The following is a 14,003-nucleotide window of genomic DNA, read 5'->3' on the forward strand; positions in this document are numbered from 1 at the left end:
GGTCCCCGGGCGGCCGCGTTGTCCCGCGGCGCGCGCCGGCCGACGCGCCGTCGTCCGCTGCCGTGCCCCTCATCGCCTCGCGGCGGAGCAGGGCTGCGAGGGTGACGGCGTCGACGGGCGGGGCGCCGGCCGGTGCGCGTTTCCAGTACGGGCGGGCCGAAGCGGTGGCAGCCGGTGCGCGACCAGTAGCGGACGGGGACGCCGGAGTGCCGTGCCGCTGGCGTCGAGCGGGAGCCGGAGGTACCCGCCGGCCGGGCGCGGGGTGCCGTTCTCACGGGTCCAGCAGCGGAGGAGGTTCTCCACGCCGGCCGCGTCCGCCGCGACCGCCGGGTCGGGGTGTTCCAGCGGATCGGGGCCCGTTTCGGGTGCGGCGGTGGCGTACGCCGAGGAGGCGGCGGAATCGTCCCGTACGTCGACCGCCACCGCTCCCCCGTCCATCCCGTCCGGCAGGCTCGCCTCGCACACGTGGCCGATGCGGCGCGCCTGGCGGGGAACGCTGGGCTCGGCGCCGGACGACGCGCCGGCCGGCCCGTCACCGTCCTCCGTAGCGCGGCGTACGTCCGGTGCCGCCGCGTCCCGGCCGGAGCCGGGTGCGCGGCCGGAGCCGGGTGCGCGGCCGCCCTCGGGGGACGCCGGGTCTTCCGGGGAGTCCTGGTGCGAGCCGTCGGAGGAGGCTCGCGCGGGTGCCTGCGACGACGGCGCGGAGGGGGCGGAGCCGTCCTGCGACGGCGGGGCCTCGTGTGCTTCGTCCACCGGGGTCTCGGCCGCGGGGGCTGCGTCCGGAGAGGGGCCGGCCGGCCCGTTCGTCGCAGGGCCAAGGCGTTCGGTCATGGGGTGGTGCCTCGCATCGTGGGGAGGGGGGAACCCGTCGGTCCCGGGGTGGGGCGGACCGCCGCCGCGATGGCGTCGGCGAGGCGGTCGAGGACGGCGTCGGCCTGTTCGTCGGTGAGGGTGAGCGGCGGGAGCAGCCGGACGACGGCGGATCCGCGGCCGCCCAGCTCCACGATCAGTCCGCGGTCCAGGCACTGCCGCTGGACCTCGGTGGCGAGCCCGGAGGCGGGTGGCGGGGCGCCGTCGGGGCCCACCGGGCCTTCCGGGTCGACCAGTTCGACGCCGAGCATCAGGCCGCGGCCGCGGACGTCGCCGACGCAGTCGTGGTGCGTGGCCAGGCCGCGCAACCGGGTGAGCATCCGTGCGCCCAGTTCAGCGGCGTGTGCGGCGAGGCCGTTCTCGCGTACGTAGGCGAGAGTGGCGGCGCCCGCTGCCATGGCGAGCTGGTTGCCGCGGAAGGTGCCGGCGTGCGCGCCGGGGCGCCAGGTGTCCAGCTCCTCGCGGTAGACGATCACCGCGAGCGGCAGGCTGCCGCCGATGGCCTTGGAGAGGACCAGGACGTCCGGGACGATGCCGCTGTGCTCGACGGCCCAGAAGGCGCCGGTGCGGCCGACGCCGGTCTGCACCTCGTCGACGATCAGCGGGACGTCGTGGGCCGTGGTGATCTCGCGCATCCGGCGCAGCCAGCTGTCGGGCGCGGGGATCACGCCGCCCTCGCCCTGCACCGGTTCCAGGATCATGCCGGCCGGGTGCGGCACGCCGCTCTTGGTGTCGGCGAGGGCGTTCTCGGCCCAGCGCGCCGACAGCTCGGCGGCGCGTTCGGCGGCGTCCTCGGCGTCCTGCGCTCCCCCGCCGCCGGCGTCCTGACCGGCGCCGCGGCCGCCGCCGGTCCCGAAGGGGCAGCGGTAGGCGTACGGATACGGGAGCCGGATCACGGAGGTGTCCCGCGCGCCCCCGGACGCGGCGAGCGCCCCCGCCGTCATGCCGTGGTACGCGCCGGTGAAGGCCATCAGGCCGGCGCGGCCGGTCGCGGTCCGTACGAGGGTCAGCGCCGCCTCGACGGCGTCGGTGCCGGCCGGGCCACAGAACTGGATCCTGCCGTGCTCGGCCAGCTCCCGCGGCAGAGTGGCGAACAGCTCGGTGGTGAAGGCGTCCTTCACCGGGGTGGCGAGGTCCAGGACGTGCAGCGGAGCGCCGGAGTCGAGGACGCCGCGGATGGCTTCGAGCACGACGGGGTGGTTGTGCCCCAGCGCCAGGGTGCCGGCACCGGAGAGGCAGTCCAGGTAGCGGCGCCCGTCGGCGCCTTCGATCGTCAGCCCGCGGGCGCGGACCGGGACGACGGGCAGCGAGCGCGCGTACGTACGAGCGGCGGACTCGCGGAGCGACTGCCGCCGCAGGATCTGCTCGCGGTCCAGCGGCGGTGCCGTCGGCGGAGGCTGGGTCAAGGCCACGGCTGTGTTGTCCTCCTGCTGTTCAACGGACCACCGGTGCGCGCTTCGGCGCCGGTGGCCGGCTGTGTGGGCCGCACCGTGAACACGGGCCGGCCTTCCCCCGTACGTACCAACGACGCCACGGGCACCGGATCACGGTCTCGGCGAAGATCCTTGACCGCCGGAACCGCGGACCCGCCCGGCGCCGTCCCCCACGGCACCGGCATAGTGGGGCTCTGCATTCCGGACCGGCCACAGGAACCGAGGGAACGGTCCGAACAAGTCCATATCGATCGCCAACGGTCGCCGAACGATCGCCCTTTCGGTCGTCGCGGCCGCCGTCCGGTCGCCGAACACACCCAGGGGGAAGCCACTCATGCGATCCATCCGCCCGTCCGCCGCCCGTCCGCGAGACGGCGGGAGAACCCGGCGCGGCGTCCGCCCGGCCGTCGCCGCGGCCGCGCTGGTCGGCGCGCTGGCGCTGACCGCCACCGCCTGCGGCCCCTCGGGGGACGACGCCGGTGCGCAGCCGGACCAGACCGCCGTCGAGCAGCCGGGCGGGGGCAAGCTGAAGATCCCCCAGGAGCTGCAGGACAAGCTCAAGGACCTCGGCGTCAACCTGGACGACTGGAAGCACGGCGAGTGGAAGAACTGGGACAAGAAGAAGTGGCTGCGTGAGGCGGGCCAGTTCGTCAACCCCTACATCAAGGGGCTGTGGGACCCGGACCGCATGAAGGACGCCGAGCAGCCCGACAAGCCGGTCGAGCCGGAGGACATCTCCGGCGACCAGGGCGTCACCGACCCCGAGCCGGCGCCCGTGCGGGCGCAGCCGGTCAGCGCGCAGTACAGCACCCACGCGCCCGGCGTCGGCAAGGTCTTCTTCGACAGCCCCGAGGGCTCGATGGTCTGCTCGGGCGCGGTGGTCGAGGACCCGGCGCACCCGGGCAAGTCGAACCTGGTGTGGACGGCGGGCCACTGCGTGCACGCGGGCAAGAACGGCGGCTGGTACCGCAACATCGCGTTCGTGCCCTCGTACAACGACAGCGCCAAGTCGGCGGCGGAGCTGCAGGGCGCCACGAAGGAGCAGCTCGCCCCGAAGGGCGTGTTCTGGGCCGACGCCGCGCAGACCTCGCAGCAGTGGATCGACCAGGGCGCGAAGAGCGGCGGCGAGGGTGCGCCGTACGACTTCGCCGTGCTGCACGTGAAGCCCGAGGCGGGCAACACCAAGTCGCTGGAGGAGACGGTCGGCAAGGCGTACCGGGTGCAGTTCAACGCGCCGGCCGTGCCGAAGATCCCGTCGATGACGGCGCAGGGCTACCCGGCCGCGAAGCCGTTCGACGGCCAGACGCTGCAGCAGTGCCCGGCGAAGCCCGGCCGGCTGTCGCTGGACGCCGCGCAGCCGACGATGTACCGGATCGGCTGCACGATGACCGCCGGGTCCTCCGGCGGACCGTGGTTCGCCGAGGACCAGCAGGGCCGGACGGCGCTGGTGTCCAACACCTCGATCGGCCCGGTGACGGCCGACTGGCTGGCCGGGCCGCACCTGGGCACCGAGGCCAAGGGCGTGTACGAGGCGGTCAGCAAGAAGTTCGCGAACCAGTGACGGGCACCGCCGCCCGGTAGCGGACATGCACGAGGGCCCGCTCCCCACGCTGGGGAGCGGGCCCTCGTACGTCGTGCGTCACGCCCTCCGGGCGCGTGCGGGTCAGCCGCCCGCGGCCGCCGGGACGTACGGCTGGAGCTCGGCGGCCAGCTCCTCGTGGACGCGTGCCTTGAGGACCGTGCCCTCCGCGGTGTGCTCCTCGGAGATCACCTCGCCCTCGGCGTGCGCCCGGCTGACCAGCTGGCCGTGGGTGTACGGCACCAGCGCCTCGATCTCGACGCTGGGCCGCGGCAGCTCCTCGTCGATGAGCGCGAGCAGCTCGTCGATGCCCTGGCCCGTACGGGCCGAGACCAGCATGGCGTGCTTCTCGTTGCGCAGCAGGCGCTGCAGCACGAGCGGGTCGGCCGCGTCCGCCTTGTTGACCACGACGATCTCCGGCACGTCCTGTGCGCCGACGTCGCGGATCACCTCGCGGACGGCCGCCAGCTGCTCCTCGGGCACCGGGTGCGAGCCGTCGACCACGTGCAGGATGAGGTCGGAGTCGCCGACCTCCTCCATCGTGGAGCGGAACGCCTCGACGAGGTGGTGCGGGAGGTGCCGGACGAAGCCGACCGTGTCGGCCAGGGTGTACAGCCGGCCGCTGGGCGTCTCGGCCCGCCGGACGGTCGGGTCCAGGGTGGCGAACAGGGCGTTCTCCACCAGGACGCCGGCGCCGGTGAGGCGGTTGAGCAGCGAGGACTTGCCCGCGTTGGTGTATCCGGCGATGGCGACCGAGGGGATCTTGTTGCGACGGCGCTCCTGGCGCTTGATGTCGCGCCCGGTCTTCATCTCCGCGATCTCCCGGCGCATCTTCGCCATCTTCTCGCGGATCCGCCGCCGGTCCGTCTCGATCTTGGTCTCACCGGGACCACGGGTGGCCATGCCGCCGCCCGCCGAGCCGGAGCCACCGCCACCCATCTGCCGGGACAGCGACTGACCCCAGCCGCGCAGCCGGGGCAGCATGTACTGCATCTGGGCCAGCGAGACCTGCGCCTTGCCCTCGCGGGACTTGGCGTGCTGGGCGAAGATGTCGAGGATCAGGGCGGTCCGGTCGACCACCTTGACCTTGACGACGTCCTCCAGGTGGATCAGCTGGCCGGGGCTCAGCTCACCGTCGCAGACGACGGTGTCGGCGCCGGACTCCAGCACGATGTCGCGCAGCTCCTGGGCCTTGCCGGAGCCGATGTAGGTCGCCGGGTCCGGCTTGTCACGGCGCTGGATCACACCGTCCAGCACCATCGCGCCCGCGGTCTCGGCCAGCGCGGCCAGCTCCGCGAGGGAATTCTCGGCGTCCTGGACCGTCCCGGAGGTCCACACGCCCACCAGCACCACGCGCTCCAGGCGCAGCTGCCGGTACTCGACCTCGGTGACGTCCTCGAGCTCGGTGGAGAGGCCCGCCACCCGGCGCAGGGCCGCACGCTCGGAACGGTCGTACTGGTCGCCGTCACGCGCCCCGTCGATCTCGTGGCTCCAGGCGACGTCCTCTTCCATCAGGGCGTCGGCCCGAAGGCTCTCGTGGAGGCGCTGTCGGTCCTGCTGAGGAAGGGAAGAAGAGGAGGTCATTTGATCCTTTGTGTCGTTGGGACGTCCCGGAACGGGCCCGCTGCGGGCCCGGGACTCTCGATCGTGACAACGTCCGGACGCTCCGGGAGATTCCCGGCGGTCCCGGCGTCGGCCCGTCGATGGTCGCACGGCGGGTGAGGTCCGTCATGCGAGTTTTCCTGCCGGGCCATTGTCCCTGGTGAACGGGGTCCTGTCAGGGCCGGGGTCAGGAGGAGCCGCCCTTCGGGGGCGGGTTCTGCTTCTGGTCCTTCCTGACGTGCCAGTCCGGGTGGCCGGGCATCGGCGGGGTGCGGGTGCCGTACAGCCAGGGGCGCAGGAAGCCGGTCAGGTCCTCGCCGTGGATGCGGGAGGCCAGCGCGACGAAGTCGGCGGTGGAGACGACGCCGTCGCGGTGCTCGGCGAACCAGGCGCGTTCCAGGCGGTCGAAGGCGGCGGCCCCCATGCGCTGCCGGAGTGCGTACAGGATCAGCGCGCTGCCGTCGTAGACCACCGGGCGGAAGATGCCGATCTTCTGGCCCGGCTTCGGGGGCTTCGGGGCCGCGGGCGGGCCGCCGGCCGCGCGCCAGGCGTCGGACTCCTCGTAGGCCCGCTTCATGCGCTCCTCCAGGGAGGCCGTGCCCTTGCTCGCACGGTCCGCGTAGCGCGCCTCGTACCAGGTGGCATGCGATTCGTTGAGCCACACGTCGGACCAGGTACGGGGGGTGACGCTGTCGCCGAACCACTGGTGTGCCAGCTCGTGCACCATCAGTGACTCCACGTACCAGGCGGGGAGCTTGTCCGTCGTGAACAGGTGCTTCTCGAAGAGGGAGAGCGTCTGCGTCTCCAGCTCGAAGCCGGTGGAGGCGTCGGCGAGCAGCACGCCGTACGTCTCGAACGGGTAGGCCCCCACCTGGCGCTCCAGCCAGCCGATCTGCCCGGGGGTCTTGGCGAGCCAGGGTTCCAGCTTCTTGCGGTCGGCGGCCGGCACCACGTCCCTGAGGGGCAGCCCGTGCGGGCCCTTACGGTGCACGACGGCCGACTTCCCGAGGGAGACCTGGGCCAGCTCGGTGGCCATCGGGTGCAGCGAGCGGTACGTCCACGTGGTCGCGGGCCCGCGGGCGGTGCGCCCCAGGGGAAGGCCGTTGGCGACGGCGGTGACGCCCCGGGGCGCGGTGATCCGGAAGGTGAAGACGGCCTTGTCCGAGGGGTGGTCGTTGCTCGGGAAGACGCGGTGCGCGGCGTCCGCCTGGTTGGCCATCGCCAGCCCGTCGCCGGTACGGACCCAGCCGCCGTCCTTGGCGCCCATGGGGTCGCTGGTGTGCCGGACGACGATCCGCATGCCCTGGCCCGGCTCGACGGGCTGTGCGGGGGTGATCACGAGGTCCTCCCCGCGCGTGGCGTGGCGCGCGGGGACGCCGTTGACCTCGACGGACCGTACGGTGCCGCGGGCGAAGTCGAGGTTGACGCGGTCCAGGTGGCCGGTGGCCCGCGCGCTGATCGTGGTGACGGCGTCCAGGGGGACGTCGTTCTTCCCGGAGTACTTCAGGGCGATGTCGTACGCGTCGACGTCGTAGCCGGGGTTGCCGAGGTACGGGTAGAGGCGGTCGCCGAGCCCTTCGGGGCCGGGCTCCGGCGCACCCGCCGCCAGGAGGGCGCCGACGGCCAGCACTGCGGGGACGGCGCGGCGGGCGGCACGGCGGCGCGGGGCTGCGGGACCCGGCAGGTCCGGCGCCTGTCGGGTGGGGGACGCGGTACGGCGGGGCGTAATGGACATGCGTTACCGCTACCAGCAGGGCCGTCCCGGCGAGCGGCGGCGCGGCAGCGCGGCACCCGAACGAGCGGTTCCGGCCGCTTCCCGGGCGCGTCGCCGGTGGACGGTGAACGCGCCCACGAAGCGGCGGGAGACGGCGCGCCCGGGAAGCGCGGGCTTCCGGGAGCTCTAGGAGCGGAGGCTCGCGGCCGGTTCGTTGCGGCCCGCGCGCAGCACATCGAAGACGCCGGGCACCTGGCGCATCGCGCGCATCAGGGAGGGCAGATCCGCGGCATCCGGGAGGTGCAGCGTGTACGTGTGCCGGACGCGCTGCTCCCGGGGCGGCTCCACGTCGGCCGAGACGACGGCGGCGCCCTGCGCAGCGATGGCCTCGGTGAGGTCGGCCAGCAGCCGGGGCCGGCTGAACGCCTCGGCGAGCAGCGTGACGCGGCAGCCCTGGTCCGGTGCCGCCGAGCGCCGCCAGTGCACCCCCACGGGCGTCCGCCCGGCCGCCGCCATCCGGGCAACGGCGGGGCACAGGGCGCGGTGCACGGTCACGGCGCCGCCGCGTACGGCGAACCCGGTGACCTTGTCGGGCGGTACGGGGGTGCAGCAGCCGGCCAGCCGGACGGTGGCGTCGGGGAGGTCGGTGACGGCGGGGACGGGCGGGCGCGGGCGGCGCGCCTCGGGGGCCGCGGCGGCGTCCTCGGGGGCGGCGCTTCCCGCTGCGGCGGCGCGGCCCCGGCCGGCGTCCCCGGCAGCCTCGGTGGACCTCTCCGCCTCCTGGGGCGCGTCGCTCCCGGTCTCGTCCGCCGGGCGCTCCGCGGTCTCGTCGGGCGCCTCCCGTTCCGCTTCCGCCTCCGCTTCCGCGCGTTCCGCTCCCGGATGGGCGCTGAGCCAGCGGGAGATGGCGAGGCGGGCCGCGGGGGTGCGGGCGTACTCCAGCCATTGCGGGGACGGTCCCGCCGCGGAGTCCGGGGCCATGAGCAGGTGCAGGCTGTCGCCGTCGCGGAGGACCGTCGAGAGGGTGGCCAGTCGGCCGTTCACACGCGCGCCGATGCAACAGTGCGCCCCGGCTCCGTGGAGTGCGTACGCGGCGTCCACGCAGCTGGCGCCCGCCGGCAGCCGGAACGCGCCGCGGTCGCCGGAGTGCCCGGCCGCCTCCCGCGCCGTGTCCCCGGCACCGAAGCCGCCGTCCGCGCGGAAGACCGTGATCTCCCGGTCCTCGGCCAGGTCGTCGCGGAGCGAGGTCCAGAACGTGTCCGGGTCGGGTGCCACCCGCTGCCACTCCAGCAGCCGCGAGAGCCAGCCGGGGCGGGTGGGGTCCACCCGCTCCCCGTCGGGCGTCTCCGTGCCCTCCGACGGGCCGTACGGGCCGCCCTCGGCGACGACGTGGGGATTGCCCAGCGCGATCACGCCTGCCTCGGCCACCCGGTGCATCCGGTGGGTGCGGATAAGCGTTTCGGCAATGTCGCCGTCCTCGCTCATCACGGCCGTGTGCAGGGACTGGTACAGGTTGAACTTGGGCGCCGCGATGAAGTCCTTGAACTCCGAGACGACGGGCGTGAAGCAGGTGTGCAGCTCCCCCAGGACCGCGTAGCAGTCCGCGTCCTCGGCGACCAGCACCAGCAACCGCCCCAGGTCAGCGCCGGTCAGCTCGCCGCGCCGTATCCGGACGCGGTGCACGGACACGAAGTGCCGCGGCCGCACGAGTACTTCGGCGTCGATGCCGGCGTCGTGCAGCACCGTGCGCATCCGCCCGGCGGCGGCCGCGAGCGGATCCGGGCGCTCGGCGTGCCGCAGCACGAGGGCGCGGGTCGCCGCGTACTCCTCGGGGTGCAGGATCGCGAAGACCAGGTCCTCCAGCTCGGTCTTGAGGGCCTGGACGCCGAGGCGCTCGGCGAGCGGGATCAGCACGTCGCGGGTGACCTTGGCGATCCTGGCCTGCTTCTCGGGGCGCATCACCCCGAGGGTGCGCATGTTGTGCAGCCGGTCCGCGAGCTTGATCGACATGACCCGGACGTCGTTGCCGGTGGCCAGCAGCATCTTGCGGAAGGTCTCGGGCTCGGCGGCGGCGCCGTAATCGACCTTCTCCAGCTTGGTGACGCCGTCGACCAGGAAGCGCACCTCCTCGCCGAACTCCGCGCCCACCTGATCGAGCGTCACGTCCGTGTCCTCGACGGTGTCGTGCAGCAGGGACGCGGTCAACGACGTGGTCTCCGCGCCCAGTTCGGCGAGGATGAGCGTCACGGCGAGGGGGTGGGTGATGTACGGCTCGCCGCTCTTGCGCATCTGCCCGCGGTGCGAGGACTCGGCGAGCGCGTACGCCCTGCTGAGGACGTCGAGGTCGGCGTGCGGGTGATGGGCGCGGTGGACCTTGGCGACGTGCTCCAGGGCGTCGGGCAGGCCGTCGCGCGGGGCCGGCCCCAGCAGCGCCGCGCGGCCGAACCGGCGCAGCCCTCTCAGCTCCAGCCGGGGGCGGCCGCGTTTTCGGGCCGCGCCCCCTGCCGGGTGGGATTCTGCGGGCGCACCGCTGGGTTCAGTGGCCTCTGCGCTCATGGGGCACCTCCGGCAGCATCGACCGGCGGCCGGACGCGATCAGGCGGTGACGGCGGTGTCCGGGCCGGTGCTTGATGCTACCGAGCCCATCACGCACCGCTCACCGCCTCTCGCCCAGAGTGAAACGGATCACCCATTCGAGCGAAACTTCGGTGCGGGCCGTGACTGTCCGGAGCCGGCTTCCGGGTGCTTTTCGGAGCCGGCCGGAGGCGGTCCTCAGATGCCTGCCGCGGCCGCCCACGAGGGGTCGATGGTGCCCTCGGCGACGATCACCGCGGGGCCGGTCATCTCCACCGTGCCGTCGGGCAGCTCGGTGATCACCAGCGTGCCGCCGAGGACGTCGACGGTGTACGTGACGGGGCTGCCCGTGACCGCCGGGTCCGCGCCGTCCCGGCGGGCGGTGGCCACGGCGACCGCGCAGGCGCCCGTGCCGCAGGAGCGGGTCTCGCCGGAGCCGCGCTCGTGCACCCGCATCGCGACGTGGCGCGGGCCGCGGTCGGCGACGAACTCGACGTTGACCCCGTCCGGATAAACCGCGGCAGGGCTGAACGGCGGAGCGCTGAGCAGGTCCCCGGCGTGGCCGAGGTCCTCGACGAAGGCGACGGCGTGCGGATTGCCCATGTTCACGTTGCGCGCGGGCCAGCTGCGCTCGCCGACCGTGACCGTGACCTGCTCCTCGGGCAGCTCGGCGCGCCCCATGACGACGGTGACGTCCCCGGTGGCGCCGTCCGCCGCGTCCTTGGCGAGGTGCACGCGGCGCACGCCCGCACGGGTGGCGATCGCCAGGTCGCCGGCCTCGGCCAGCCCGGCGTACTGCAGGTAGCGGGCGAAGACCCGGACGCCGTTGCCGCACATCTCGGCGATGGAGCCGTCGCTGTTGCGGTAGTCCATGAACCACTCGGCCTCGTCGGCCATCGCGCGCGCCTCGGGGTGCGCCGCTGACCGCACGACGTGCAGGACACCGTCGCCGCCGATGCCGGCCCTGCGGTCGCAGAGCCGTGCCACGAGGGCGGCGGGCAGCTCCAGCAGACCGTCCGGGTCGGGGACGATCACGAAGTCGTTCTCGGTGCCGTGGCCCTTGAGGAAGGCGATGCGCTCGTTGCTCACCCTTGAATCGTACGGGGCACCACCGACAGCGGCCGCATCCGGGCGCGGCAGCGGGCCGCGCTCCGTACCGGCCGGGCCGGCGGTCAGCGCAGCCGGGCCACGCGCCAGATGGCCAGGGCGGCCAGCACCAGGACGACGGCGGCGTACACCGCGACCACCCGCCAGTCGGCGCGCCGGCCGGAACCGCGGGGCGGCAGGCCCGGCCAGGTGTGGCCGACCCGGCGCGCCGCCATCATGCCGCCGCCCGCCGCGCAGCAGCACAGCAGCAGCCCGAGCATCGCGAAGACGGCCCCGCCGTCCCCGCCGAATTCGAACGCCAGCGGGAAGGCGAACATCAGTGAGCCGACGGCGGCCAGCCCCACGATGGGGGCGAGCTGCCAGAGGCGGAGACGGCGCGGCGGCCGCAGCTCCCGGAAGGACGCGGCGTCCTCGGCGGGCCGGTCGTCCTCGGGCTGCGCGTCGGGCCCGTCGGAGCCGTCGAGCGCGTCCACGTCGTCCAGCCGGACGCCGTCCCCGGGCCGGTCGCTCTCCGGGGCGTGGTGGCCGCCCGTCAGCGGCGCTTCGTCGAGGCGGTCCTCAGGGGCGATGTGCCCGTGCTCCGGGAGGCCGGCGTCCAGGGACCGGTCGGGCCCGTCGGCGAAGCCGTCGTCGTCCGGAAGGCGTGCCGCGTCCGAGGAGCCGGCGCCGACCGGCCCGGGGTCGTCGTCGAGGGCGGGGGCGCGGCCCGGCATCGGTTCCCTTCCGCCGTGCTGTCCTTCGCGCCGCACGTCCGGCTGGTGCGCTCTGCTGCGAGGGCGGGCCTCCATCGCCAATGCCCTCCCGGTTTCCAGACGCACGGCTCGGTCGATGGTCGATAATGACACGCCCTCAAGCGGCCCGATGACGGCCGGAGCGTCCCGATGCCAGGACGTGATCAGGCTGTGACCGGTCGTTCGAGCAGCGCCAGCGCGCGCTCCGGAAGCTCCCGCCGCGCGACAGCCGCGCCGCTGAGCCAGTGGACCCTCGGGTCCCGCCGGAACCAGGAGTCCTGACGGCGCGCGAAGCGCTTGGTGGCGCGTACGGTCTCGGCCCGCGCCTCGTCCTCGGTGCACTCGCCCGCGAGGTACGCCAGCACCTGCTGGTACCCGAGCGCGCGAGAGGCCGTACGCCCCTCGCGCAGGCCCTGCGCCTCCAGCGCACGTACCTCCTCCACGAGCCCCGCCTCCCACATGCGGTCGACCCGTACGGCGATCCGCTCGTCCAGTTCGGGGCGGTCCACGTCGACGCCGATCTGCACCGTGTCGGCGTAGACCTCGCGCTGGTCACCGGGGCCGGGCAGGTTGGCCGTGAAGGGCCGTCCGGTGATCTCGATGACCTCCAGGGCGCGCACGATGCGGCGGCCGTTGCTGGGCAGGATGGCGCGCGCCGCCTCGGGGTCGGCGGCGGCCAGCCGGGCGTGCAGCACCCCGCTGCCCTCGTGCTCCAGCTCGGCCTCCAGCCGGGCCCGCACCTCGGGGTCGGTGCCGGGGAACTCCAGGTTGTCCAGCGCGCCGCGCACATAGAGGCCGGAGCCGCCCACGAGGACCGCGGTGCGCCCCTCGGCGAGCAGCCGGTCGATCTCGGCGCGGGCCAGCCGCTGGTACTCCGCGACGCTCGCCGCCTGGGTGACGTCCCAGATGTCCAGGAGGTGGTGCGGCACGCCGGCCCGCTCCTCCTGGGTGAGCTTGGCGGTGCCGATGTCCATGCCCCGGTAGAGCTGCATGGAGTCGGCGTTGACGACCTCGCCGCCGAAGTGCCGGGCGAGGGCGACGCCCAGGTCGGACTTGCCGGCCGCGGTGGGGCCGACGACGGCGATGACCCGCGGAGCGGGAACTGCTGTGTTCACCGAGCCAGTGTGTCAAACCGCGCGGCCGGTTTCGAATGAGCACCGGACGGCCCGCCTCCCCCAGGAGCCGCGCGCGGCGCGGGTGACGGGGAGGTTTGGCCCGCATGAGGAGGGTAAACGCCAGGTATGGGCGCTTTTGAACCCCGCGCCCTCCGACCAAGGAAGGTGGCTCATGGGCCTGCTGGACAACCTGAAGGCCAAGGCCGGCCTCCTCAAGGGCAAGGCCGGAGACCTCGCGCTGCAGCACGGGGACAAGATCGAGCGGGGCCTGGACAAGGCCGGCAGGACGGCCGACGCCAGGACGAAGGGCAAGTACAGCGGCCAGATCGGCACCGGCACCACGAAGGCCAAGGAAGCGCTGCGCCGGATGGCCGAGGGCCAGGAGAAGCACACCCCGGGCGCGGGCGGCCGCTCCGCCGGTGAGCACGGCACCGGAAGGCGGCCCGGCGACCCGATGTGAGACCGGCAGGGCCGGAGAGAGCGGTGGCCGGGGACCACGCGGTCCCCGGCCACCGTCATGCGTCACGGGCCGCCGCACGCGGCGCCCGGTAGAGCGCTAGGACCAGGCCGCCACGAAGTACCCCACGCCGTACGGCGCCTCTTCGTGCAGCAGCTCGCCGCCCAGCCCGGCGCCCTCCGCCGCCCCGGCCAGCACCTGCCAGCTGGAGCGGCCCGACACCATGAGGGACTGCGCGGGCTCCTCGTCCAGCGCCCCGAGGGCGGCAGCGTCCGCCGAACCCAGCATGCGGGCCAGCTCCGCGTCGAACCCCTCGGCCCGCTCGTCGAAGTAACCGGGCGCCTTGACCGTGCGGCAGGCGCTGCCGTCCCCCATCACCAGCAGGGCGACACGGGCGGCCGAGGCCGCGAGCTCGCGCCCGGCACCGAGGCACTTCTCCGGTTCGAGCGGCTCGCCCACGCCGAGCGCGGTCACGGGGACGCCGTGCCAGTCGGCGCGCTCCAGCAGCCAGGCGCCGACGGCCAGTGAGGGCGGCAGCTGCCGCCCCTCGTCGGCGCCCTCGCCGTCCGGCGCGCCGAGCCGTACGGAGAGGTCGACGCCGAAGCCGGCGAACGAGCCGGGCGCGCCCTCCTTGAACGCCCCGCGGCCCGCGGGCTCGGCGGGGCCGACGACGACGAGCCGGTCGGGCCGGGCGGCCGCGAGTACGCCGACGGCGTCCGCGCAGGCGGCCCGCAGACCGTCCAGTTCGGCCGCGGCACCGCCGGCGACCTCGGGGACGAGCAGTGGCGGACAGGGACACAGAGCAGCAGCTACGAGCATGT

At 74.3% G+C, this 14,003-nt stretch carries 11 protein-coding genes; 2 read left to right on the top strand and 9 right to left on the bottom strand.

Going from position 1 to position 14,003, the window contains the following annotated elements; all coding sequences use genetic code 11:
* Positions 1-69 precede the first annotated feature (69 nt).
* Positions 70-831 carry a hypothetical protein gene (locus C3486_RS38795; protein ID WP_374936897.1) on the bottom strand — a complete coding sequence of 254 codons (762 nt, stop codon included), beginning with the start codon at positions 829-831 and terminating at the stop codon, positions 70-72.
* Positions 828-2,282, bottom strand: coding sequence for an aminotransferase class III-fold pyridoxal phosphate-dependent enzyme (locus C3486_RS19460; protein ID WP_103834007.1), 1,455 nt, complete (start codon positions 2,280-2,282; stop codon positions 828-830). The genes C3486_RS38795 and C3486_RS19460 overlap by 4 nt, the downstream gene beginning before the upstream one ends.
* 355 nt (positions 2,283-2,637) lie before the next feature.
* On the opposite strand from C3486_RS19460, the gene C3486_RS19465 reads away from it, so the two are divergent.
* A complete protein-coding gene (locus tag C3486_RS19465) occupies positions 2,638-3,864 on the top strand; it encodes a serine protease (RefSeq protein WP_103834008.1) in 1,227 nt (408 codons plus the stop codon).
* A gap of 102 nt (positions 3,865-3,966) precedes the next feature.
* Here the strand turns inward: C3486_RS19465 and hflX are convergent, their stop codons facing one another.
* The 6 genes from hflX to miaA all read right to left on the bottom strand — a co-directional run bounded on the left by hflX (position 3,967) and on the right by miaA (position 12,725).
* On the bottom strand, positions 3,967-5,466 hold the full coding sequence (gene hflX, locus C3486_RS19470) for a GTPase HflX (protein WP_103834009.1): 1,500 nt from the start codon (positions 5,464-5,466) through the stop codon (positions 3,967-3,969).
* A gap of 205 nt (positions 5,467-5,671) precedes the next feature.
* On the bottom strand, positions 5,672-7,219 hold the full coding sequence (locus C3486_RS19475) for a M1 family metallopeptidase (protein ID WP_103834010.1): 1,548 nt from the start codon (positions 7,217-7,219) through the stop codon (positions 5,672-5,674).
* Positions 7,220-7,384: 165 nt separating this feature from the next.
* Positions 7,385-9,754, bottom strand: a complete 2,370-nt coding sequence (locus C3486_RS19480; RefSeq protein ID WP_103834011.1) for a bifunctional (p)ppGpp synthetase/guanosine-3',5'-bis(diphosphate) 3'-pyrophosphohydrolase — start codon at positions 9,752-9,754, stop codon at positions 7,385-7,387.
* A 216-nt stretch (positions 9,755-9,970) separates the two neighbouring features.
* Positions 9,971-10,861 carry a diaminopimelate epimerase gene (dapF, locus tag C3486_RS19485; RefSeq protein ID WP_103834012.1) on the bottom strand — a complete coding sequence of 297 codons (891 nt, stop codon included), beginning with the start codon at positions 10,859-10,861 and terminating at the stop codon, positions 9,971-9,973.
* A gap of 83 nt (positions 10,862-10,944) precedes the next feature.
* Positions 10,945-11,592 carry a hypothetical protein gene (locus C3486_RS38080; protein WP_258052869.1) on the bottom strand — a complete coding sequence of 216 codons (648 nt, stop codon included), beginning with the start codon at positions 11,590-11,592 and terminating at the stop codon, positions 10,945-10,947.
* A gap of 182 nt (positions 11,593-11,774) precedes the next feature.
* The gene (gene miaA, locus C3486_RS19495) at positions 11,775-12,725 is read right to left on the bottom strand and encodes a tRNA (adenosine(37)-N6)-dimethylallyltransferase MiaA (RefSeq protein ID WP_103834013.1); all 951 of its coding nucleotides are present in this window, start codon (positions 12,723-12,725) and stop codon (positions 11,775-11,777) included.
* A gap of 172 nt (positions 12,726-12,897) precedes the next feature.
* Here miaA and C3486_RS19500 point away from each other — a divergent pair, with 172 nt between their 5' ends.
* The gene (locus tag C3486_RS19500) at positions 12,898-13,185 is read left to right on the top strand and encodes an antitoxin (protein ID WP_103834014.1); all 288 of its coding nucleotides are present in this window, start codon (positions 12,898-12,900) and stop codon (positions 13,183-13,185) included.
* Between the two features lie 96 nt (positions 13,186-13,281).
* Here the strand turns inward: C3486_RS19500 and C3486_RS19505 are convergent, their stop codons facing one another.
* The gene (locus C3486_RS19505) at positions 13,282-14,001 is read right to left on the bottom strand and encodes a class III extradiol dioxygenase subunit B-like domain-containing protein (protein ID WP_103834015.1); all 720 of its coding nucleotides are present in this window, start codon (positions 13,999-14,001) and stop codon (positions 13,282-13,284) included.
* Between the last annotated feature and the right edge of the window lie 2 nt (positions 14,002-14,003).

Origin of the sequence: Streptomyces sp. Ru73, from assembly GCF_002920575.1 — a bacterium.
GTDB lineage: Bacteria > Actinomycetota > Actinomycetes > Streptomycetales > Streptomycetaceae > Streptomyces.